Here is a 21,598-nt window from a genome sequence, read left to right on the forward strand (position 1 = left end):
ATAATTGAGAGGAACTATGATCTGGTGGCATTGGTTAAGTGTGATCGGCAGCCTGGCGGTGACCGGGCCGATCGGCGTGGCGATCGTGATGTGGCTGCTGGCCGGTAAATCATGGCGGCTGACAGCGATCTGGCTATTCCTGTTCGGCGCCGGCATGGCGCTGGTGGTCGCCACCAAGATGGCCTTCATCGGCTGGGGCATCGGCGTGGCCTCGGTGGACTTCGCCGGCTTCAGCGGCCACGCGATGCGCGCCGCCGCCGTCTACCCGGTGGTCGGCTTCCTTGTCACCCGCTCGTCGCCGCTGTGGGCGCGCCAACTGGGCACCGCCGCCGGCGTCGTGCTGGCGGTGCTGATCGCCATTTCGCGCGTCTACGTCCAGGCCCACTCCAGTTCCGAAGCCGTCACCGGCTGCGTGCTGGGGCTGCTGGTGGCCGGCGCCTTCATCTGGTACGCCAGCGGCGAGGGCCACCTGGCCCTGAGCCGCGTGCTGGCCGTGCTGTGCCTGCCCGTCCTGCTGCTGGCGCCGCGCGCTGAGCCCATCCCCACCGAACTGTGGATTACCAAGGCCGCGCTTTACCTGTCCGGCCGCGACCAGCCGTACACCCGCGCCATCTGGCACGGACCCCGCCCGCAGCTGCGTTAAACAATGGTGTAGCCCGATGCCTTTTCGGCCTGATATGATGCGCTAAATGGTATTATTGTGAAATTTTACAGCCCACACACCAGATAACAAACGTGCGTCTATCTTCCATCAAATTGTCGGGATTTAAGTCTTTCGTTGATCCCACCAATTTTCAGGTGCCGGGTCAGTTGGTCGGCGTGGTAGGTCCCAACGGGTGCGGCAAGTCGAACATCATCGATGCCGTGCGTTGGGTGCTGGGCGAATCCAAGGCGTCCGAGCTGCGCGGCGAGTCGATGCAGGACGTGATCTTCAACGGCTCCACCAACCGCAAGCCGGCCGGCCGCGCCTCGGTGGAACTGGTGTTTGACAATAACGCCGGCAAGGCCGCTGGCCAGTGGGGCCAGTATGCCGAAATCGCCGTCAAGCGCACGCTGACGCGCGACGGCACCTCCACCTACTACATCAACGGCCAGCCGGTGCGCCGGCGCGATATCCAGGACATCTTCCTCGGCACCGGCCTCGGGCCGCGCGCCTACGCCATCATCGGCCAGGGCATGATCTCGCGCATTATCGAATCGCGCCCGGAAGAGCTGCGCGTGTTTCTGGAGGAAGCCGCCGGCGTGTCGAAGTACAAGGAGCGCCGCCGCGAAACCGAAAACCGCCTGCACGACACGCGCGAGAACCTGCTGCGCGTGGAAGACATCCTGCGCGAACTGAATACCAATCTGGAAAAGCTGGAGAGCCAGGCCGCCGTCGCCACCAAGTTCCACCAGCTGCAGGCCGACCAGGAAGAGAAGCAAAAGCTGCTTTGGCTGCTGCGCAAGATCGAAGCGGAAAACGAGCAGAAAAAATACTTCCGCGAAGTCGAGCAGGCGCAAAACGATCTGGAGGAGCAGACCGCCAAGCTGCGCAATGTCGAGCTGTCGCTGGAGCAGATGCGCCAGTCGCACTTCGCCGCCGGTGACCGGCTGCACACCGCGCAGGGCGCGCTGTACCAGACCAATGCCGAAATCGGCAGCCTGGAAGCCAAGATCAAGTTTGCCATTGAGTCGCGCACGCGCCTGCAATCGCAACTGGCGGCGCTGACCGCGCAGCGCGACCAGTGGCAGCGCCAGGCCAGCGAATACAGTGAGCAGATCGCCGAAGCCGAGTTCACGCTGGAGGAGCTGGGCGCCAAGGTGGAAGAGGCGCAGATGATGGCCGAGCAGAAGGCCGAGTCGCTGCCCGGCCTGGAGCAGGCGTGGAAGGAAGCGCAGACCCGCAGCACCGAGTCGCGCGCCCGCATCATGCAGGCGCAGCAGCAACTGGAGCTGGAGTCGGCGCATCAGCGCAACGCCAACAACATCCTCAACGGCCTGGCCGTGCGGCGCGAGCGTCTGCAGCAGGAAAAGAACGGCTTGAGCATGCCGGACAGCGCGCACCTGGACAATCTGCGCACGCAGCTGGAAGAGAAGCAGCAGGCGCTGGAAGAGCAGACCTTCATCCTGGAAGAGGCGCTGGAGCAGCAGCCGAAACTGGAGCAGGAGCGCCAGGAGGCGCAGCAGCAGGTCAACACCGAAACCGCCGCCAACGCCCAGCTGGAAGCGCGCCTGAATGCGCTGCGCCAGTTGCAGGAGCGCGTGCAGACCCAGGGCAAAGTCACGCCGTGGCTGCAGAAGCACGAGCTGGAATCGCTGCCGCGCCTGTGGCAGAAACTGAATATCGAAGCTGGCTGGGAGCAGGCGCTGGAATCGGTGCTGCGCGAGCGCACCTCGGCGCTGCAGATGTCGAACATCGACTGGGCCAAGGCCTTCTTCAGCGACGCGCCGCCGGCCAAGCTGGCGTTGTTTGCGCCATCCACCGCCGTGCCGCCGGCGCCGGTGGAGGCGGCGGGACTGAAGCCCTTCCTCAATCTGCTGAAGCTCAATGATCCCGGCCTGCGCGGCCTGTTGCAGGACTGGCTGCACAACGTCTACGTCGCCGACGACACGGCCGAGGCGTTTGCCGACCGCGCCAAGCTGCCGCCCGGCGGCAGCATCGTCACCCGCCAGGGCCATGTGATCACGCAGGGCAGCGTGCGTTTCTATGCCGCCGACTCGGAACAGGACGGCATGCTGGGACGCCAGCAGGAAATCGACAACATCACCAAGCAGCTGCGCGCGCAGCAGATGCTGGCCGACGAGGCGCGCGCTCGCTCGGTGCGCGCGGAGGCGGCCATGTCGGACCTGACGCGCCGCCTGTCCGAGTACCGTGCCAAGCTGCAAAGCCTGCAGCAGTCGGTGCATACGCTGCAGATCGAGGTGGTGAAGCTGTCCGAGATTGAGGCGCGCTTCAACCAGCGCAGCACGCAGATCGAGACCGACCTGGCCGAAATCGCCGCGCAGGAAGAGGAGCAGACGCAGATCAAGCTGGAGTCGGAAGAAAAGTTCGAGCAGCTGGATATGGAGCTCGGCAACCTGCAGGGCACGCACGAAGACGGCCAGACCGACTTCATGGAAAAAGAACAGCGCCTGGCCGACGCGCGGCAGGCACTGCGCGATCTGGAACGCGCGGCGCAGGAAGCGCAGTTCGCCGAGAAGACCCAGCGCGGCAAGATCGAGGAATTCCGCCGCAACATCGCCACCGCCAACGCGCAGGTGGCGCAGGTGACGGAGAGCCTGGAAGCCGGCCGCATGGAGCTGGAAGGGCTGGAGTCCGGCGAGTCGCATGACGGCTTGCAGGAGCTGCTGGACCGCCGCAGCGCGCAGGAAAAAGACTTGTCCGACGCGCGCCATGAACTCGATCAGATCGCGCAGCAGATGCGGATGTTCGAGGAAGGCCGCATGTCGACCGAACGCGCCTTGCAACCGCAGCGCGACAAGATCATGGAGATGCAGCTCAAGGAGCAGGCCGCGCGCCTGAACCAGGAGCAGTTTGCCGCGCAACTGGCCGAGGTGCAGGCCGACGAGGCGGCGCTGGCCGAGAAGCTGCATCCGGATATGAAGGCGTCTTACCTCCAGGGCGAGGTGACGCGCCTGACCAACGCCATTTCGCTACTGGGCGCGGTCAACCTGGCGGCGCTGGACGAACTGGCCACGGCGTCCGAGCGCAAGAACTTCCTCGATTCGCAGAACGCGGATCTGCAGGAGGCCATCACCACGCTGGAAGACGCCATCTCCAAGATCGACAAGGAAACGCGCGACCTGCTGCAGGATACCTTCGACCGCGTCAACGGCCACTTCTCCGAACTGTTCCCGATCCTGTTCGGCGGCGGCCAGGCCAAGTTGATCATGACCGGCGACGAAATCCTCGACTCCGGCGTGCAAGTCATGGCCCAGCCGCCGGGCAAGAAGAACGCCACCATCCACCTGTTGTCCGGTGGTGAGAAGGCGCTGACTGCCACCGCGCTGGTGTTCTCCATGTTCAGGCTCAACCCGGCGCCGTTCTGCCTTCTGGACGAGGTGGACGCGCCGCTGGACGACGCCAATACCGAACGCTTCTGCCGCATGGTCAAGCGCATGTCGGACCAGACCCAATTCCTCTTCATCTCGCACAACAAGATTGCGATGGAGATGGCCAATCAACTGATCGGTGTGACGATGCAAGAGCAGGGTGTATCGCGCATCGTGGCGGTGGATATGGAATCCGCCGCAAACTTCGCTTCCGAGGCACAAGCAGCATGACAGACCTTCAAATCAGCCTACTCGCAGCCGCGGGCGTGTTCATCGCCGGCGTCTTCACGTATAACAAAATCCAGGAATACAAAGCCAAGAAAAGCGTGGAACGCGCTTTCTCGACCGACCATGACGATGTGCTCATGCGCAGCGGCGAAGAGCCGCAGCTGACGCCAACGTCGCCAGCCGCGCCGGCATCGGCGCCGCCGCATGCGCGCCTGGAGCCCAGCTTCTCGCTGGACGCCGACACCGCGCCCGGCGTGGCCGGCGGCGAGGCTGCCGCTGCGGCGGCCGCACTGAGCGCGGTGGCGGCCGAATTCAGCACCGAGGACGCGGCCGGCGCGCCGGCCAGTGAAGACGAACTGGCGGCGCGCGCCAACGCCGCGTCGGCCGCCGCGGCGGAACAGGCGACGGCGCTGGTCGATCCGCTGATCGACTGCCTGCTGCCGCTGGCGCTGGAAGCGCCGGCGCGCGGCGACAAGCTGCTGCCGGTGCTGCAAACGCTGCGCATGGTCGGCAACAAGCCGGTGCACTACATCGGCAAGGCCGTCAGCGGCGACTGGGAGCCGATCGCCCACGGTGGCGTCTACACCGAACTGCAAGGCGGCGTGCAACTGGCCAGCCGCAGCACCGCGCTGAACGAACTGGAATACTCGGAACTGGTGACGCGCCTGCGCGCCATGGCCGACGAAATCGGCGCCGAGCCGGCGATTCCGGACATGATCGAAGTGATGGCCGAGGCGCGCAATCTGCACCGCTTCGTCGCCGGCCACGACGCCCAGCTGGGCGTCAACCTGCAATCGAACGGCGCCCCGTGGGCCATTACCACGCTGATTGGCGCGCTGGAGAAGCAGGGCTTCGACGTGCGTCCGGACGGTCGTTTCGTGATGCCGGACGGCGAGGGCGGCTTCCTGTTCTCGCTGTCGACCAACGTGACGCCGGCCGAGGAAACCACCGCGCGCCTGACGCTGCTGCTGGACGTGCCATGCGTGGCGCCGGCGCGCGATGGCTTCGGCGCCATGGTCGCTTGCGCCAAGGGCCTGGTGGCGCGCCTGGACGCGACCATCGTCGACGACTACAACCAGCCGCTGTCGGATGCGGCGCTGACCGAGATCGCCGGCCAGGTGCAGGATTTCTACGCCGAGATGAACGATGCCGACATCCCGGCAGGCTCCACCCGCGCGCTGCGTTTGTTCAGCTAAGAAGGTCGGTTCATGGCAGAAGTAGATTTCAAAACGCGCATCGAACAACTCAGCGCGGAGCTGAACCGGCATTTGCACGCCTACCACGTGCTGGACGCGCCCACCATCCCGGACGCGGAGTACGACAAGCTGTTTAACGAGCTGCAGCAGCTCGAAGAACAACACCCCGGGCTGGCGCTGCCGGACTCGCCGACCAAGCGCGTGGGCGCGGCGCCGCTGCCGCAGTTCGAGCAGGTCACCCACACGGTGCCGATGCTGTCGCTGAATAACGGCTTCACCGACGAGGACATCGAAAACTTCGACCGCCGCGTGCGCGAGGGCCTGGACACCGCCGCCCAGGTGGAATATGCCGCCGAAGTGAAGTACGACGGCCTGGCCATCAACCTGCGCTACATCGACGGCTTGCTGGTGCAGGCGGCCACGCGCGGCGACGGCTACACCGGCGAGGACGTCACCGCCAATATCCGCACCATCCGCAGCATTCCGCTGCGCCTGAACACCGCGCATCCGCCGGCCATCCTCGATGTGCGCGGCGAGGTGCTGATGTTCAAAAAGGATTTCGAGGCGATGAACGCGCGCCAGCGCGAAGCGGGCCAGAAGGAATTCGTCAATCCGCGCAACGCGGCGGCCGGCAGCTTGCGCCAGCTGGATTCGCGCATCACCGCGTCGCGCAAGCTGAGTTTCTTTGCTTACGGCGTCGGCGCGCTGGAAGGCGCCGAGATGCCGGCGTCGCACTCCGCGCTGCTGGACTGGTATCGTCAGCTTGGCCTGCCGGTGGCGAAGGAAGCCACGGTGGTGCGCGGCTACGATGGCCTGATGGCCTACTACAAGCAGATCGGCGCAGCCCGGCCGACCATGCCGTACGAAATCGACGGCGTGGTTTACAAGGCCAACCGGCTGGAAGACCAGCGCACGCTGGGCTTCGTCTCGCGCGCACCGCGTTTCGCGCTGGCGCACAAGTTCCCTGCAGAGGAAGCGCTGACCATCGTACAGGCAATCGAAGTGCAGGTCGGCCGCACCGGCGCCATCACGCCGGTGGCGCGTTTGTCTTCGGTGTTCGTCGGCGGCGTCAATGTCACCAACGCCACGCTGCACAACGAGGATGAAGTGCGCCGCAAGGACGTGCGCGTAGGCGACACCGTCATCGTGCGCCGCGCCGGCGACGTGATTCCCGAGGTGTTGGCGGTGGTGCTGGAGCGTCGCCCCGCGTCGACGGTGGCCTACGAGCTGCCAAAAACCTGCCCGGTCTGCGGCTCGCACGTGGTGCGCGAAGAGGGCGAGGCGATCGCGCGCTGCTCCGGTGGCCTGTTCTGCTCCGCGCAGCGCAAGGAAGCCATCCGCCACTTCGCCGGCCGTCGCATGATGGACATCGAAGGCCTGGGCGACCGCTACATCGACAGCCTGGTCGAATGGGGCAAGGTGCAGCGCGTGGCCGACCTGTATGCGCTCAAGCTGGACGACCTGCTGGAAATGAAGCGCCTGGCCGATGAACGCGACGGCACCACGCCGGAGACGGTCGCCAAGGGCAAGATCGCCACCAAGTGGGCGGACAATCTGCTGGAAGCCATCGCCGCCAGCAAGAATCCGCCGCTGGAGCGGCTGCTGTTCGCCCTGGGCATCCGCCATGTCGGCGAGTCCACCGCCAAGACGCTGGCCGAGTGGCTGGGCCGCTTTGACCTGATCCGCCGCGTGCCGGCCGCGCTGCTGCGCGTGCTGCCCGATATCGGCGGCACGGTGGCAGAATCCATCGCCGACTTCTTCGCCGAGCCCAAAAACCAGGAAGCCATCGACGCCCTGCTGGCCGCCGGCGTGGCGCCCAAGGGCGAGCATCCGCCCAGCGCCAAGCTGCGCGAGAAGCTGGACCCGGTCAAGCTGATGGCCGCGCTGGCGATCCCGAAACTGACCGAACCGCGCAGCAAGCAGCTGGTGGAGGAAGGCGTCACGCTGGAAGCGCTGGCCTATCTGCAGGTGTTCAACGTCTTCGGCCTGCCGGCGGCGGTGGCGGAATCGCTGCAAGAATGGATGGCGGTGCCGGCCAACCGCGAACAGGTCAAGGCGCTGCACCTGCTGCGCAACGACCTGCTGGCGCAACTGCCGGAAACCGTGACCGCCGAAGGCCACCTGACCGGCAAGACCTTCGTCCTCACCGGCACGCTGCCGACCATGGGCCGCGACCAGGCCGCCGCGCTGATCGAGGCGGAAGGCGGCAAGGTATCCGGCTCGGTGTCGAAGAAAACGCATTACCTGGTGGCCGGCGCCGATGCCGGCAGCAAGCTGGCCAAGGCGCAGGAGCTGGAAGTCACCATCCTCGATGAAGCCGGCCTGCTGGAACTCCTCGCACAAAAATAACAATGCAGAAAATTCGCAAAGCTGTATTCCCGGTTGCCGGTCTTGGCAGCCGGTTCCTCCCTGCCACCAAGGCGCAGCCCAAAGAGATGCTGCCCATCGTCGACAAACCGCTGATCCAGTATGCGGTGGAGGAGGCGGTGGCGGCCGGCATCACCGAGATGGTGTTCATCACCGGCCGCAACAAGCGCGCCATCGAAGACCATTTCGACACCGCCTACGAGCTGGAGTCGGAACTGGAAGCGGCCAACAAGCGGCAGTTGCTGGAGCTGGTGCAAAACGTGATTCCCAAGCACGTCAACTGCATCTACATCCGCCAATCGGCGCCGCTGGGCCTGGGCCACGCGGTGCTGTGCGCGCGGCCCGTGGTTGGCGACGAGCCGTTTGCCGTGCTGCTGGCCGATGATTTCATGGACACCGCCGACGGCGTCAAGCCGGTGCTGGCGCAGATGACCGACGTGTATGGCGGCGAGCGTGCGTCCATCCTGGCGGTGCAGGACGTGCCGCGCGCGGCCACGCGCCAGTACGGCATCGTCAGCGCCAGTGCCTACCAGCCCAAGCTGGAACTGGTGCAGGGCATTGTCGAGAAGCCGGCGCCGGAAGTGGCGCCATCCACGCTGGCGGTGGTGGGGCGCTACGTGCTGTCCGGCCGCATCTTCGACTACCTGGAACACATCGGCAAGGGCGCCGGCGGCGAGATCCAGCTGACCGACGGCATCGCCGCGCTGATGCAGGACGAACGTGTGCTGGCCTACCGCTACGACGGCACGCGCTACGACTGTGGCTCCAAGCTGGGCTACCTCAAGGCCACCACGGCGATGGGCCTCAAGCACCTGGAAACCGGCGACGAGTACTGCGCGTTCCTGCGCGGGATACAATGCGAGATCAAGGGGGAAGCGTCATGACCGTACGAGAAATTCTGAAGATGGGCGATCCGCGCCTGCTGCGCGTGGCCGAGCCGGTGACCGAGTTCGATACGCCGGCCATGAAACAGCTGATCGCCGATATGTTCGACACCATGCATGCGGCCAATGGCGCCGGGCTGGCGGCGCCGCAGATCGGCGTCAACCTGCAACTGGTAATCTTCGGCTTCAAGCACAACCTGCGCTACCCGGATGCGCCGCAGGTGCCGGAAACGGTATTAATCAATCCGGTGCTGACGCCGCTGTCGGATGAGATGGAAGAGGGCTTCGAGGGCTGCCTGTCCGTGCCGGGCCTGCGCGGCAGCGTGCCGCGCTACGTCAAGCTGCGCTACGAGGGCGTGGATGAGCGTAACCAGCCGATCCGGCGCGAGGTGGACGGCTTCCACGCGCGCGTGGTGCAGCACGAGGTGGACCACCTGCTGGGCAAGCTGTACCCGATGCGCATCAGGGATTTCTCCAAATTCGGCTTCACCGAGGTGATGTTCCCCGGCCTCGACCCCAACGACGACGATTAAAGCGTTATCTGGCGTACGCGCCAACCGTTGGCGATGAACTATGATATGAAACCATATCATTATAAAAAAGTTCATTGCCAATGTCCCAATTCACTTTTCATCAAAAAGTATTCCTGTCGCTGCTGGCCCTTGTGACCATCGGCTTTGTGTGGATACTCGCGCCCTACGGCGGCGCGGTTTTCTGGGGCGTGATCCTGGCGATCATTTTCGCCCCGGTCTACCGCTGGCTGCTGCAGCGCACCCGCAACCGCGCCGGGCTGGCCTCGATGCTGACGCTGCTGCTGATCGTGGTGATGGTCATCCTGCCGCTGACGCTGGTGTCGATCTCCATCGTCAACCAGGCCGCGTCGGTGGTGGCGCTGGCGAAGTCGGGCGAAATCAGCGTGGCCATGTTCTTCAATAAAATCATGGACGTGCTGCCGAACTGGCTGGTGTCGGTGCTGGACCGCTTCCATCTGACCAGCCTCGCCTACCTGCAGGACAAGCTGACCGAGGGCGCCTCGCAAGTCAGCCAGGACGTGGCCAAGCGCGCCATCAACGCCGGCCTGTACACCTTCGATTTCCTCACCAGCCTGTGCATCCTGCTATACCTGCTGTTCTTCCTGCTGCGCGATGGCGACAAGCTGGTGGTGCGCATCCGCGAGGCGGTGCCGTTAAGCCGCAAGTACAAGCAGCGCCTGTTCCAGAACTTCACCATGGTGATCCGCGCCACGGTCAAGGGCAACATCCTGGTGGCCATCGTGCAGGGCGCCCTGGGCGGCATGGCGTTCTGGTTCCTGGACGTGCGTGCGCCGGTGTTGTGGGCGGTGCTGATGGCCTTCCTGTCGCTGCTGCCGGCGGTGGGCGCGGCGATTGTCTGGGCGCCGGTGGCGGTGTACTTCCTGGCGACCGGCGAGGTGTGGCAAGGCGTCGGACTGACGGCGTTTGGCGTGTTCGTCATTGGCCTGGTGGACAACTTCCTGCGTCCCATCTTGGTCGGGCAGGACACGCGCATGCCGGATTACGTGGTGCTGCTGTCCACCGTGGGCGGCATGGCGCTGTTTGGGCTGAATGGTTTCGTCATCGGCCCGGTGGTGGCGGCGCTGTTCATCGCCTGCTGGGACCTGTTTGCCACCGCCAGCGAGTTCCATGGCGACTAGCGGTCCTCTGCGCCCAGCAGGTCGCGCGCGTTGAGCAGCGCGTAGACGATGTCCGGCCGGGCGCGGAAGCAGCGCCGCAGCGCCGCCGGCAGCGCCTCGTGGGTTTTGCGGCACAGGCCCGGTTGCTCGGCCAGTTTGATCGACAGGCCCATGACGGTGCTGACGCCGTGCACGGAGGGGGTGATGGTCAGCGTGATGCCCAGCAGTTCATGCAGGCGGCGCTCGATGCGGCCCAGGTCTTCGTAGGTGGCGAGGTTTTCGATCGCCGCGATCAGCTTCTTTTCCTCGTCGCGCGTCAACCGCAGCACGCGGATGTCGGTGCCGTCCGGCGCCCGCTCCCACGCGTCCAGCAAATCGTCACGGCCGCAGACGCAGGCGCCGGGCGGACATTCTTTGCGGATGGGGAAGGGCAGTGGCTTGTTCATCCACGCGATTTTACTCCCGTTTTACTGGCGCAGGCGCTGCTGAAGCAGGGCCAGGACGGCGGCTTCCTCGGGGCGCAACGCGTGCAGGTCTTCCTTCAGCTCCTCCTGCGCGCGGCGGCGCAGGGCGGTCAGCATGGTGCCGTCCAGGTAGGACTCGATGACCGCCGGGTGCACATAGCACTTGCGGCAGATGGTCGGCGTGTTGCCGAGTTTTTTGGCCACCGATTCGATCGCCTGCACCACGTTCTTCTTGGCCTGAGCCTCCGAGTCGTACTTCTCGTACTCCAGCAGCGCCACCGCCGCCAGCACGGTGCCGGCCCAGGTGCGGAAGTCCTTGGCGGTGTAGTCGGCGCCGGTGATGGTGTGCAGGTAATCGTTGACGTCGGCCGAGCCGATGGCGTGCGGATTGCCGTCATCGTCCTCGTACTGGAACAGCTCCTGGCCCGGCAGGTCGCGCACGCGGCGGATGATGTTGGCCAGGCGGCGGTCCTGCACCTCCACCGCGTGGTGGACGCCGCTCTTGCCGCGGAAGCGGAACTGCACCTTGCTGCCGTCCAGTCGCACGTGGCGGCCGCGCAGCGTGGTCAGGCCGAAGGACTTGTTCTCGCGCGCGTATTCCTCATTCCCGATGCGCATCAGCGTCGCTTCCAGCAGGTGGACGATGGTGGCCAGCATCTTCTCGCGCGGCAGGCCGGGTTGGCGCAGCGCCTCGTCCACGGCGCTGCGGATCGCCGGCAGCGCCTTGCCGAAGTTGAGCATGCGCTCGTACTTGGCGTCGTCGCGGTGGCTGCGCCAGCGCGGGTGGTAGCGGTACTGCTTGCGGCCGCGCGCGTCGCGGCCGGTGGCCTGCAGGTGGCCCAGCGCGTGCTTGCAGATCCAGACGTCGGTCCATGCCGGCGGAATCACCAGCGACTTGATGCGGGCCAGCGTGTCCGCGTCGGTGACGGCGTGGCCGTCGCTGTCCAGATAGCGGAACTGTTTGCCGCGCGCCTTGCGCACGTAGCCCGGCTGGCCGTCGTGCACATAACGCAGGCCGGCCGCGCGGGCGGCATCGGCGGGGGCCAGGTCGGCGGCTGGAATGTCATCGCGCTTCATCGCTGTCCTTGGTGGGCTGAGTACGATGCATCGTACCCGCCGGCGCCACGCTACGATGTGCGCTGGCGCACGATCAATCCATGCGCTTGAGGCGCTGGCCGACGATGCTCCACTTGCAGGCGACACCGTCGACGGTGCCGGTCAGCGCCCAGCCGGTGCCGATCTTCTCGACGCCGATCGCGCATTCCAGCTCCCGGGCCAGCTTTTCAGCCCAGCCCTTGGCGGCGCCCTGGCCCTTGAACAGCTCATGGCCATCGTAGATCACGGTGGCGTCAAATACGGGGGCGGCAAAAATGGTCATGATGGTCATCCCAAAAAAAAGTAAGCCGCTATTGTGCCACGCGGCTGCTGGTGTCGGCCTGCGGGCGGGATGCGTTCCAGCACCGGAGCGCGCTGGCGGCGTTGGGCAAACGCTAGTGGGTCTTGAAGAAGTTGCGGGCGATGCTGTCGGTTTCGCCGCTGCGCTTCATCTGGTACAGCGCGTCGTTGAACTGTTTGACGAAGTCCGTCTTGTAGGCGTAGCGGCCGTTGTCACGGTCGGTGTAGCCGAGGAAGGCTTGTTCGACGCCGATCTGCGTGGCTTCGGCCAGTTGCGCGTGGGTGCCGCCCTCGTCGTACTTGCCCTCGGCCTTGAGCTGGTTCAGCGTCCATTGGATGGAGACGCGGTCGTTGATGTAGCAGTCGATGCGGCCGATGCCCAGCTTGATGATATTGGTTTCGCTGTCGCGCGCCTCCTCCATGCGCAGCAGGCCGGCGCGCACCGCCTTGTCGAAGGCCGCGCCGCCGACGATGAAGCCGGCGTTGTTGCCGATGGTGAGGCCGTAGAAGTCTTCCGGCCAGCGCTTGCGCGGCGTGGCCAGCAGCGTCTTGCGGCACACGGCCACCACCTTTTCCTCATACAGCGGCAGCGAGTACGGCCAGGTCCATGGCTCGTCCTTGGTGTTCATGTAGGGCGGGTAGAGCGCGAAGCCGGTGCCGGTGCGCAGCAGCGCCATGCCGCGCTTCCAGGGCACGGTGCGGATGTCCACCTGGTAGCCGTGCATATGGCTGGCGGCGGCGCGCACGATCTCGTAATACAGCCCGGCGGGCTTGCCGTTCTTTTCGTAGGAGTAGGGCGGATAGCCGGCGTCCGCGTAAATCGTGACAGGAATGTCTGCCGCCCGCGCGCTTGCGCATAGCAATGTCAGGATCAAGAGGGATCGGGACCGGGCTGTCATGTGCCCATCCTAACATGATAGTCAGCGGGCGAGCCATTCCATCAGTTGGGCGCACAGATACAGCGCCAGGCCGATCATGCCGCCCACCAGCGTGCCGTTGACGCGGATGAATTGCAGGTCCTTGCCGATATTGAGCTCGATCTGGCGCGACATGTCCTGGTCGTCCCAGGCCTTGACGGTATCGCTGATGTGGCGCGTGAGGAAGCTGGAAAAGGCTGGCGCCAGCGTGCGCGCCATGCCGGCCATGTGCTGGTTGAGCGAGGCGCGCATGGCCGGATGGCGCAGCAGTTCCTCGCTGAGCCACGCGCTGGCCTGCGTCACGCCGTCGCCCAGGCGCGACTGGCCGCTGGCGATGTCGGCCCGTATCCAGTCGCGCACGCTGCCCCACAAGTCCTTGAGGTAGGTGTTGAAGGTGTCGCCGTCGCGCAGGTAGCGCTTGAATTCCTCGCCGCGCGCGAGGAAGGCGGGATTGGTTTCGAGGCGCGCCAGGAAGCGCTGCACCACGCCGTCGAACTTCTGGCGCAGCTTGTGATCGCGGTCGGCGGCGATGTCCTGCATGATGTTGTTGAGGGCCTTGGCGATCATCACCGCGCCGTTCTCGCTGATCCACTCGGTGGGCAGCACCAGTTCCATGGCCGCGTGCTCGCGCTTCAGCCAGGCGGCGATCTGGCCGGCGATCATCTCGCGCGTGGCCGGCTGGTTGACCACGCCCATCAGCGCCACCATGCCGTCGTCCAGCAGCTCCTGGTGGCGGCCGTCGCGGGTCAGGCCGGCCAGCAGCGTGCCCAGTGAGCGTGACAGGTCCAGCTTGCCGATGGCGGCGTTGAGGGCGTCGCGCAGCAGTTGCTGGATGCGGGCGTCGTCGGCGGTGGCGAGGATTTCCGGCAGCAGCTGCAGCAGGTGGCCGGCCAGGTAGCCGCGGTTGGCCGGCTCCTTCAGCCAGTTGGCCACGCCGGTGGCGGGATCGGTGTTGAGGATGACGGCGGCCAGCGCCTCCGGCTTGAGAAACTTCTCTTCGACGAAGCCGGCCAGGTTGTCGGCGATGCGCGGCTTGTTGGCGGGGATGATGGCGGTGTGGCGCGAGACGAAGGGAATCGGCACGCGGCGGAACAGCGCGGTGACGGCGAACCAGTCGGCCAGCGCGCCGACCATGGCCGCTTCCGAGATCGCGCGCAGGCCGTCGACCCAGAAACCACGCGGCGCCAGCGAGGTGGCCACGAATACCGCCGCCGCCGCCGCCAGCAGCGATAGCGCCAGGCGCTTGGATCGTTGGAGTTCCGCTTCTTTGGTCATGCGCCGATTATGGCATGCCCGGCCGGCGCGGCGCGCCGGTTAGCTCAGCGGTGTTTGGAATTGAGTTTGTCCAGCAGGCGCTTCAGTTCATCTTCCATGGCCGGCGACAGGTTGATGAACTGGCAGCCGATCTGCACCTGTTCGCCCAGCAGGAAGGAGCGGAAGGTGCGCGACAGGCGGATCTCCAGGTCGGCGATCATCACCGATTCCGGCCCCAGCTCCAGCCGCACGCGCTGCAGCTTGCGGCCGACGTGCAGGCCGACCGCGTCGCGCGGCGAGGCGCGCATGCCGACGCCGCCGGCCGAGAAGTCGTACAGTTGCAGCTCGTACGGCTTGCCGTTCAAAACGAAGGAGGCCATGTAGTACACGCCCAGCGGCGTTTCCAGCCGCGCCGAGGCGCGCCGGTTCAGCACCAGGCACTTGAGCGGAAACTCCAGCGGGATCAGCGTCGGCTCGTTGGGCTTGGACGCCCAGTCCGGCGACGACAGCGTGAACTGGATCTTGGCCGAGCGCAGCCAGGCCACAAAGGTGGCGTCGCCCGGCGGCAGGAATTCGCCCTCGTTCAGTTCGACCACAAAATACGGGTTCTCGGGATCGACCGATTTGATGCGCGCCATCACCACGTTGGTGGCGCTGGCCGGGTAAATCGAGATCGGCTCGCCGGCATCGGCCAGCAAGGTCAGGGCATCGCCGATGTCATGTTCATCGGTCATGTCATGCGGCTTCGAACCCGTTGCGATTGGCTCCACAGCATCTTTTAGGGTGGGGGGCCCGCGACGGAATTCATTTGGTATAGGATCGTTCACGACGGCATATCTCTTTGACAATGACTTCTATAATGCGAGGTCGATCTGCGCAGTTTACAGCGGATTCCGGTTTTTGGCTTGCAAAAAGGCAAGAAATTTTCGGAACTTGTGGTTTCAGAAGCGTTCGTCGGGGCGCAGGTATCTCCATTGGCCGACCGGCAGATCCCCCAGCTTGACCTTGCCGATACGAACTCGTTTCAAACCGACAACTTTCAAGCCGACCATCTCGCACATGCGGCGGATCTGGCGCTTCTTGCCTTCTCTGAGCGTGAAGCTGAGCTGGTCGTCGTTCTGCCAGCGCACCTTGGCCGGCAGCAGCGGCTTGCCGTCCATCCACAGGCCGTGGTTGAGCTTTTTCAGGTCGCTGTCCGGCAGCCTGCCCGGCTTGGTGTACTCGACCCGCACCAGGTATTCCTTGTCGACGTCGGTGTGTTCGCCGATCAGCTGCTTGGCCACGCGGCCGTCCTGGGTCAGCACCAGCAGGCCGACCGAGTCGATGTCCAGGCGGCCGGCCGGCACCAGCGAGCGCAGCTGCGTCGGGTGGAACTGCTCCGGCGACGGATCGTCCGGCCAGCGGTTTTCCGGCTTGATCAGCGCCACTGCCGGCTGGTAGCCGTCCTCGGCCTGGCCGGACACATAGCCCATCGGCTTGTTGATCAGCACCGTCACGCGCTTGGACTGCTCGGCGGCGGCCTGGCGTTCGACCGTGACCTTCTGGCTCGGATAGATCTTGGTGCCCAGCTCGGAGACGACCTTGCCGTCCACCCGCACCCAGCCGCGCGCGATCCATTCGTCGGCCTCGCGGCGCGAGCACAAGCCCAGTTCGGACATGCGTTTGGACAGGCGGAGTAATTCTTCAGACATTGCTAACACTCTTATAAAAACAGGTTAAACCTTGATGGCGTCCAGCAGGTCGGTTTCCAGCTGGATCTGGTTGCGTGCGTTGCTCAGCGCCGCGCCGTCGATCAGGAACACGTCTTCCACGCGCTCGCCCAGGGTCATGACCTTGGCGGTGTGCAGGTTGATCTTGTACTTGGTCAGCACGTTGGCGATCGAATACAGCAGGCCGGTGCGGTCGTTGGCCGCCACCGACAGCAGATAGTATTGTCCGCGCTCGTCGGGCCGCAAGTCGACTGTCGGTTGGATAGGGAAGGTGCGCGACAGCCGCGACAGCCGGCCCTTGCCGGGCGCCGGCAGCGGCTCCGGATAGGTCAGCACGCCGCACAGCTCGTGCTCGATCAGGCTGATGATGTCGCGGTAGTTCTTTGCAAAGTTCTGCTCGGTGACCAGGAAGGTGTCCAGCGCGTAGCCGTGGCGCGTGGTGTGGATCTTGGCGTCGAGGATGGAGAAGTTCTTGCGGTCGAAATAGCTGCAGATGCGCGCGAACAGGTCCGGCTGGTCCTTGATGTAGACGGCGATCTGCAGGCCTTCGCCGATCGGCGCCAGGCGGCACTTGACCACCGGCTGCTCGCTGTTGAAGCGCTCGTACAGCGCGCGCGTCTGCCAGGCGATGTCGGAGGCGTCGTGGCGCAGGAAGTAGGCCACGTCCAGCTGCTTCCAGAAGGCCTCGTGCGCGTGCGCGTCCAGGCCGTACAGGCGCAGCGTGGCCAGCGCCTCGTCCTGGCGGTTGCGCAGCTCGTTGGCGGTGCTGTGCGGCTCGCCGCCCAGCACGCGCAGCGTGATCTTGTACAGGTCCTCCAGCAGCTTGGCCTTCCAGGCGTTCCACACTTTCGGGCTGGTGCCGCGGATGTCGGCCACCGTCAGCAGGTAGAGGCCGGTCAGGTGGCGCTCGTCGCCGACCAGCCTGGCGAACGACTGGATCACGTCCGGGTCGGACAGGTCCTGCTTCTGCGCCACCTGCGACATGGTCAGGTGGTTCTCGACCAGGAACACCACCAGTTCGGTGTCCTCGTCGCTCATGCCGTGCTCGCGGCAGAACTGTTCGGCGTCGGCCATGCCCAGCTTGGAGTGGTCGCCGCCGCGGCCCTTGGCGATGTCATGGAACAGCGCGGCCAGGAACAGCACCCACGGGCGGGCGAAGTTGGCCATCAGCTGGCTGCAGAACGGGTATTCGTGCGCGTGCTCGGCCATCGTGAAGCGGCGCATATTGCGCACCACCATCAGGATGTGCTGGTCGACCGTGTAGACGTGGAACAGGTCGTGCTGCATCTGGCCGACGATCTTGCGGAAGTTGGGCAGGTAGCGGCCGAGGATGGACAAATCGTTCATGCGCCGCAGCGCGTGGATGATGCCGCGCGGCGCCTGCATGATCTGCAGGAACAGCGAGCGGTTGGCCGGATCGGCGCGGAAGGCGGCGTCGATCTGGAAGCGCTCGTGCCACAGCGCGCGGGTGGCGCGCGCGGTCATGCCCTTGATCGACGGCCGCTCGGTCATCAGCAGGAAGATTTCCAGCATCGCCGACGGCGTCTGTTCGAAGGTGTCGTCCTCGGCGATGTCGATCAGGCCGTTGATCTCGTTGAAGCGGGCGTTGATCGGCACCGCCACGCCTTCCGACGGGAACAGGCGCTCCTCGATGTTTTGCAGCAGGATGGTGTTGAGCTGGGTGACGGTCTTGGCGGCCCAGTAGTAGCGCTGCATCAGGTATTCGCTGGCGCGGCGCATGCTCGCGCCGCTGCCGGTGGCGGTCAGGCCCAGCGATTCGGCGATGGCGGTCTGGACGTCGAACACCAGCCGGTCCTCGCGGCGGCCGGCGTGCAGGTGCAGGCGCACGCGGATGTCCTTGAAGGCGCGCTCCTTTTCCATCAGCTGCTTGGCCTCGGTCTGCGTGATCAGGCCGCTGGTGGCCAGGGTGCGCCACGAGCTGGCCAGGCCGGCCGCCTTCACCAGCCACAGGATCACCTGCAGGTCGCGCAGGCCGCCCGGGCTTTCCTTGCAGTTGGGCTCGAGGCTGAAGGCGGTGTCCTCGTACTTGGCGTGGCGCTGCTTCATCTCCAGCAGCTTGGCGTGGTAGAAGGCGCGCGGGTCCATGGCGGCGTTGTAGCGCGCCTGCAGCGCGGCGAACAGCTGCTCGTCGCCGCAGATGATGCGCGCTTCCAGCAGGCTGGTTTGCACCGTGATGTCGGCCGCCGACTCGGTCAGGCACTCGTCCACCGTGCGGATGCTGTGGCCGATTTCCAGGCCCAGATCCCACAGCAGCTGCACCAGTTCTTCCAGCCTGGCCGTGGTGGCGGCGTCGGGCGACTGCTCCAGCAGGATCAGCAGGTCGACGTCGGAATACGGGAACAGCTCGCCGCGGCCGTAGCCGCCGACGCCAACCAGCGCCGTGTGTTGCGGCAGGCCGGCCGCGTGCCAGGCGGTGGTCAGCACCGCGTCCACGCTCTGGCGCAGGCTGCGCAGCAGCTTCTCCGGCTTGCCATCCTCCTTGAAGGCGGCAATGACGACCTGGCGGTCGGCCTTCAGCTGGCGCTTGAGCTGCTCGCGCAATTCGTTCTTCATCACGGCCGCGTTCACGGGATTACGCCGCCTTGGCGGCCATGCCGGTGACGAAGGCCGGCGGCGGCGGGCTGCCGGCCGACAGCGTCAGCACCTCGTAGCCGGTGTCGGTCACCAGGATCATGTGTTCCCATTGCGCGGACAGGCTGCGGTCCTTGGTCTTGATGGTCCAGCCGTCGCCCATTTCGCGGATTTCGCGGCGGCCGGCGTTGATCATCGGCTCGATGGTGAAGATCATGCCGGCCTCCAGCTTGACGCCGGTGCCGGGACGGCCGTAGTGCAGCACCTGCGGCTCCTCGTGGAACACCTTGCCGATGCCGTGGCCGCAGAATTCGCGCACCACGCTGTAGCCGGCTTTTTCGGCGTGCTGCTGGATGGCGTGGCCGATGTCGCCCAAGGCGGCGCCCGGCTTGACCTGCTCGATGCCCAGCCACATGCATTCATAGGTGACGTCCGACAGGCGCTTGGCCAGGATCGACGGTTCGCCGATGAAGAACATGCGGCTGTTGTCGCCGTGGTAGCCAGCCTTGATGACGGTGATGTCGAGGTTGACCACGTCGCCGTTTTTCAGCACCTTGTCGCCGGGGATGCCGTGGCAGATGACGTCGTTGACCGAGGTGCAGATGGCTTTCGGGTAGGGCGTGTAGCCCGGCGGGCAGTAGTTCAGCGGCGCCGGGATGGTGCCCTGGACGTTGACCATGTATTCGTGGCACAGGCGATCCAGTTCGCCCGTGGTGACGCCCGGCTTGACGAACGGGGTGATGTAGTCCAGCACTTCGGAGCCGAGGCGGCCGGCAATGCGCATGCCTTCGATATCGTCGGCGGTTTTGATGGAAATAGACATAGTGGATCGCAATCAGCTAGGTAAACGGTGAACACGCCAGCCGCGCCGGGCGGCGCGTGGCGTGCGAATATGGGGAAATTATAAACGACGCCGGGGCTTGCGGTGTGGCCCCGGCAGAGGGCGGCGTCAGGCGGCGGCCTTGGCAGCCACGCGGGCGCGGCGGCGGGCCACCCAGCCGATCAGGCCCAGGCCGCCCAGCAGCATGGCCCAGGTGTCGGCCTCGGGCACCGGGGTGCGGACGGCGCCATCGCCGTCGCCGTCGATGGCCATGCCGAATGCCCTCAGACGGGCGAACTGATCGGCCAGGTCGTCCAGATCCAGCTCATCGGTCATCTCGAATTCTTCGACGCCACCGTCGCTGACGCCGTTGCTGGCCAGGCGCGGCGTACGCTTGGCCTTGGCGTCGGGGTCGACGTCGTCCAGTTGGCCCAGCTGCGTCGGCTCGTCGTCGCGCGCGTCCGGGCTGCCTAGGCGGAGGTCGGCAAACTCCAGCGGCTGGTTGTCCTCGGCGGCCTTGCTGGCTGCGGCCATGGCCGGCTGGCCCGCCGCCAGCCGGGTGATGCGGCTGACGTTGCCGCAGATTTTCGGCACCAGAATGCAGTGCTGGTCCACGCAATAGACGGCGCCGGGCTCGCTGCGGGTGGCCGCCCATTTGTTGCGGGTGACGGTGCCGCAGACGGAGGCGGCGCCGAAGTGCATGTCGTGAATGGCGGGGTCGTACTTGTGCTGACCGCCGATGGCGTCGCGCGTGATGCTGACCGTGTCGTCCGGCAAGCGCTCTTCGATGCGGCGCTTCAGCGTGCTGCGCACGGCGGCCGGAATGTCGGTGTAGCGGTCGATGGCGGCGGCGGTGCTGCCGGTATAGGGGTTATGGCCCGGGCGATCCCAGGAACAGCTTGGTTGTATCGTAGCGGCGAGGGCGGCGGCTAACAGGACGGACATGATGGCGATCTTTCGAAAAGGACGCTATCGCGAGGTTTGGGCGCAACGAAAATTAAATTATCGGAACGAATTTTTCCGGCATGATATTACACTTTCTGCATCTTTTGGTGACTGCTAGGAGAATTTTTTGCTTTTACGTACTATTTTGGGGCCAGGGACCGTTGGCGGAGCGGCGTCGCAGAGTGAGAAATCTTGCTCAAGTGGCTGTTTTTAGGGTAGAATCTCGGGTTGCTTGAATTCGGTTTGAGCAATATTGTTATTTTCATTTACTAAACTCGAATCCGGTTGACAAGGGTGCCAGGCGCAAGCCGGGTGACTGACCGGATTCCGGAACTAACCCTGGAGTATATTATGTCCGTAACTATGCGCGAAATGCTGGAAGCCGGTGTGCACTTCGGCCACCAAACCCGTTTCTGGAACCCAAAGATGGCACCGTTCATCTTCGGTCACCGCAACAAGATCCATATCATCAATCTGGAAAAGACGATGGGTATGTATCAGGAAGCGATGAAGCACGTGAAACAGGTTGCCGCTAGCCGTGGCACCATCCTGATGGTGGGCACCAAGCGTCAAGCACGCGATATCATCGCTGCTGAAGCCCAGCGCGCAGGCGTTCCTTATGTTGACCAGCGTTGGCTGGGCGGCATGCTGACCAACTTCAAGACCATCAAGACCTCGATCAAGCGCCTGAAAGACATGGAAGCCGCTCTGCAAGACGGTTCGGTTGAGAAGCTGTCGAAAAAAGAAGCGCTGATGTTCCAACGCGAAATCGCCAAGCTGCAAAAATCGATCGGCGGCATCAAAGACATGGGCGGCGTTCCTGACGCCATCTTCGTCGTTGACGTTGGCTACCACAAGGGCGCCATCACCGAAGCCGCGAAACTGGGCATCCCAGTGATCGGCGTGGTCGATACCAACCACTCGCCAGAAGGCGTGCAGTACGTCATTCCAGGCAACGACGACTCGTCGAAAGCCATCACCCTGTACGCCCGCGGCGTAGCAGACGCGATCCTGGAAGGCCGTGCCGCAGCTGGCGCTGAAGTTGTTGAGCTGGTTAAAGCCGCAGCCGGCGACGAATTCGTCGAAGTCAGCGAACAGGCTTAATCGTTCCTGACAGGCTGTACGAAAAAAGGGGTGGCCATCA

Annotated in this window: 18 protein-coding genes; 8 read left to right on the forward strand and 10 right to left on the reverse strand. The window is 65.0% G+C overall.

The annotated features are described in order from the left end of the window. Positions 1–16 precede the first annotated feature (16 nt). The 7 genes from FHW58_RS05100 (at position 17) to FHW58_RS05130 (ending at position 10,379) form a co-directional block, all read left to right on the forward strand. Complete coding sequence (locus tag FHW58_RS05100; protein ID WP_179671954.1) at positions 17–643, forward strand: phosphatase PAP2 family protein; 627 nt, start codon at positions 17–19, stop codon at positions 641–643. A 92-nt stretch (positions 644–735) separates the two neighbouring features. Then, positions 736–4,263, forward strand: a complete 3,528-nt coding sequence (smc, locus tag FHW58_RS05105; protein WP_179671955.1) for a chromosome segregation protein SMC — start codon at positions 736–738, stop codon at positions 4,261–4,263. Further along, positions 4,260–5,456: a cell division protein ZipA C-terminal FtsZ-binding domain-containing protein gene (locus FHW58_RS05110; protein WP_179671956.1), complete on the forward strand. Its 1,197-nt coding sequence runs from the start codon at positions 4,260–4,262 to the stop codon at positions 5,454–5,456. The genes smc and FHW58_RS05110 overlap by 4 nt, the downstream gene beginning before the upstream one ends. A 12-nt stretch (positions 5,457–5,468) precedes the next feature. Then, the gene (gene ligA, locus FHW58_RS05115) at positions 5,469–7,805 is read left to right on the forward strand and encodes an NAD-dependent DNA ligase LigA (RefSeq protein ID WP_179671957.1); all 2,337 of its coding nucleotides are present in this window, start codon (positions 5,469–5,471) and stop codon (positions 7,803–7,805) included. 2 nt (positions 7,806–7,807) lie between these two features. After that, entirely contained in the window at positions 7,808–8,707 is a 900-nt protein-coding gene (gene galU / locus FHW58_RS05120) for a UTP--glucose-1-phosphate uridylyltransferase GalU (RefSeq protein WP_179671958.1), read from the forward strand. Continuing rightward, positions 8,704–9,240: a peptide deformylase gene (gene def / locus FHW58_RS05125; RefSeq protein WP_179671959.1), complete on the forward strand. Its 537-nt coding sequence runs from the start codon at positions 8,704–8,706 to the stop codon at positions 9,238–9,240. The genes galU and def overlap by 4 nt, the downstream gene beginning before the upstream one ends. A gap of 80 nt (positions 9,241–9,320) precedes the next feature. Then, a complete protein-coding gene (locus FHW58_RS05130) occupies positions 9,321–10,379 on the forward strand; it encodes an AI-2E family transporter (RefSeq protein WP_179671960.1) in 1,059 nt (352 codons plus the stop codon). Here FHW58_RS05130 and FHW58_RS05135 read toward each other — a convergent pair. The 10 genes from FHW58_RS05135 to FHW58_RS05180 form a co-directional block, all read right to left on the reverse strand. Further along, positions 10,376–10,804 (reverse strand): hypothetical protein, encoded by a 429-nt coding sequence (locus tag FHW58_RS05135; protein ID WP_179671961.1) that lies wholly within the window; start codon positions 10,802–10,804, stop codon positions 10,376–10,378. The genes FHW58_RS05130 and FHW58_RS05135 overlap by 4 nt on opposite strands. Before the next feature lie 21 nt (positions 10,805–10,825). Further along, positions 10,826–11,899: a DNA topoisomerase IB gene (locus FHW58_RS05140; protein ID WP_179671962.1), complete on the reverse strand. Its 1,074-nt coding sequence runs from the start codon at positions 11,897–11,899 to the stop codon at positions 10,826–10,828. A gap of 73 nt (positions 11,900–11,972) precedes the next feature. Then, positions 11,973–12,200: a hypothetical protein gene (locus tag FHW58_RS05145; protein WP_179671963.1), complete on the reverse strand. Its 228-nt coding sequence runs from the start codon at positions 12,198–12,200 to the stop codon at positions 11,973–11,975. A gap of 112 nt (positions 12,201–12,312) precedes the next feature. After that, positions 12,313–13,116 carry an ABC transporter substrate-binding protein gene (locus FHW58_RS05150; protein ID WP_179671964.1) on the reverse strand — a complete coding sequence of 268 codons (804 nt, stop codon included), beginning with the start codon at positions 13,114–13,116 and terminating at the stop codon, positions 12,313–12,315. A 21-nt stretch (positions 13,117–13,137) separates the two neighbouring features. Next, entirely contained in the window at positions 13,138–14,409 is a 1,272-nt protein-coding gene (locus FHW58_RS05155) for a DUF445 domain-containing protein (protein WP_179671965.1), read from the reverse strand. A gap of 44 nt (positions 14,410–14,453) precedes the next feature. Then, a complete protein-coding gene (locus FHW58_RS05160; RefSeq protein WP_179671966.1) occupies positions 14,454–15,122 on the reverse strand; it encodes a flagellar brake protein in 669 nt (222 codons plus the stop codon). Between the two features lie 207 nt (positions 15,123–15,329). Beyond that, a complete protein-coding gene (locus tag FHW58_RS05165) occupies positions 15,330–16,079 on the reverse strand; it encodes a pseudouridine synthase (protein WP_179671967.1) in 750 nt (249 codons plus the stop codon). A 24-nt stretch (positions 16,080–16,103) separates the two neighbouring features. Beyond that, the gene (locus FHW58_RS05170) at positions 16,104–18,671 is read right to left on the reverse strand and encodes a [protein-PII] uridylyltransferase (protein ID WP_179671968.1); all 2,568 of its coding nucleotides are present in this window, start codon (positions 18,669–18,671) and stop codon (positions 16,104–16,106) included. Positions 18,672–18,690: 19 nt separating this feature from the next. After that, the gene (gene map, locus FHW58_RS05175; RefSeq protein WP_179671969.1) at positions 18,691–19,512 is read right to left on the reverse strand and encodes a type I methionyl aminopeptidase; all 822 of its coding nucleotides are present in this window, start codon (positions 19,510–19,512) and stop codon (positions 18,691–18,693) included. Positions 19,513–19,638: 126 nt separating this feature from the next. Beyond that, complete coding sequence (locus FHW58_RS05180) at positions 19,639–20,454, reverse strand: MHFG family PEP-CTERM protein (protein WP_179671970.1); 816 nt, start codon at positions 20,452–20,454, stop codon at positions 19,639–19,641. Positions 20,455–20,805: 351 nt separating this feature from the next. On the opposite strand from FHW58_RS05180, the gene rpsB reads away from it, so the two are divergent. Further along, complete coding sequence (rpsB, locus tag FHW58_RS05185; RefSeq protein WP_179671971.1) at positions 20,806–21,558, forward strand: 30S ribosomal protein S2; 753 nt, start codon at positions 20,806–20,808, stop codon at positions 21,556–21,558. Positions 21,559–21,598 lie beyond the last annotated feature (40 nt).

It is taken from the genome of Duganella sp. 1224 (assembly GCF_013408245.1).
GTDB lineage: Bacteria > Pseudomonadota > Gammaproteobacteria > Burkholderiales > Burkholderiaceae_D > Rugamonas.

Excerpts from the sequence above, each read along its gene's own strand:
- def (WP_179671959.1), top strand. The coding sequence starts at position 8,704 with ATGACCGTACGAGAAATTCTGAAGATGGGCGATCCGCGCCTGCTGCGC.
- FHW58_RS05155 (WP_179671965.1), bottom strand. The coding sequence starts at position 14,409 with ATGACCAAAGAAGCGGAACTCCAACGATCCAAGCGCCTGGCGCTATCG.
- FHW58_RS05180 (WP_179671970.1), bottom strand. The coding sequence starts at position 20,454 with ATGTCCGTCCTGTTAGCCGCCGCCCTCGCCGCTACGATACAACCAAGC.
- rpsB (WP_179671971.1), top strand. The coding sequence starts at position 20,806 with ATGTCCGTAACTATGCGCGAAATGCTGGAAGCCGGTGTGCACTTCGGC.
- ligA (WP_179671957.1), top strand. The coding sequence starts at position 5,469 with ATGGCAGAAGTAGATTTCAAAACGCGCATCGAACAACTCAGCGCGGAG.
- FHW58_RS05170 (WP_179671968.1), bottom strand. The coding sequence starts at position 18,671 with ATGAAGAACGAATTGCGCGAGCAGCTCAAGCGCCAGCTGAAGGCCGAC.
- FHW58_RS05150 (WP_179671964.1), bottom strand. The coding sequence starts at position 13,116 with ATGACAGCCCGGTCCCGATCCCTCTTGATCCTGACATTGCTATGCGCA.
- FHW58_RS05165 (WP_179671967.1), bottom strand. The coding sequence starts at position 16,079 with ATGTCTGAAGAATTACTCCGCCTGTCCAAACGCATGTCCGAACTGGGC.
- FHW58_RS05160 (WP_179671966.1), bottom strand. The coding sequence starts at position 15,122 with ATGACCGATGAACATGACATCGGCGATGCCCTGACCTTGCTGGCCGAT.
- FHW58_RS05145 (WP_179671963.1), bottom strand. The coding sequence starts at position 12,200 with ATGACCATTTTTGCCGCCCCCGTATTTGACGCCACCGTGATCTACGAT.
- galU (WP_179671958.1), top strand. The coding sequence starts at position 7,808 with ATGCAGAAAATTCGCAAAGCTGTATTCCCGGTTGCCGGTCTTGGCAGC.
- FHW58_RS05110 (WP_179671956.1), top strand. The coding sequence starts at position 4,260 with ATGACAGACCTTCAAATCAGCCTACTCGCAGCCGCGGGCGTGTTCATC.
- map (WP_179671969.1), bottom strand. The coding sequence starts at position 19,512 with ATGTCTATTTCCATCAAAACCGCCGACGATATCGAAGGCATGCGCATT.
- FHW58_RS05100 (WP_179671954.1), top strand. The coding sequence starts at position 17 with ATGATCTGGTGGCATTGGTTAAGTGTGATCGGCAGCCTGGCGGTGACC.
- FHW58_RS05140 (WP_179671962.1), bottom strand. The coding sequence starts at position 11,899 with ATGAAGCGCGATGACATTCCAGCCGCCGACCTGGCCCCCGCCGATGCC.
- FHW58_RS05130 (WP_179671960.1), top strand. The coding sequence starts at position 9,321 with ATGTCCCAATTCACTTTTCATCAAAAAGTATTCCTGTCGCTGCTGGCC.
- FHW58_RS05135 (WP_179671961.1), bottom strand. The coding sequence starts at position 10,804 with ATGAACAAGCCACTGCCCTTCCCCATCCGCAAAGAATGTCCGCCCGGC.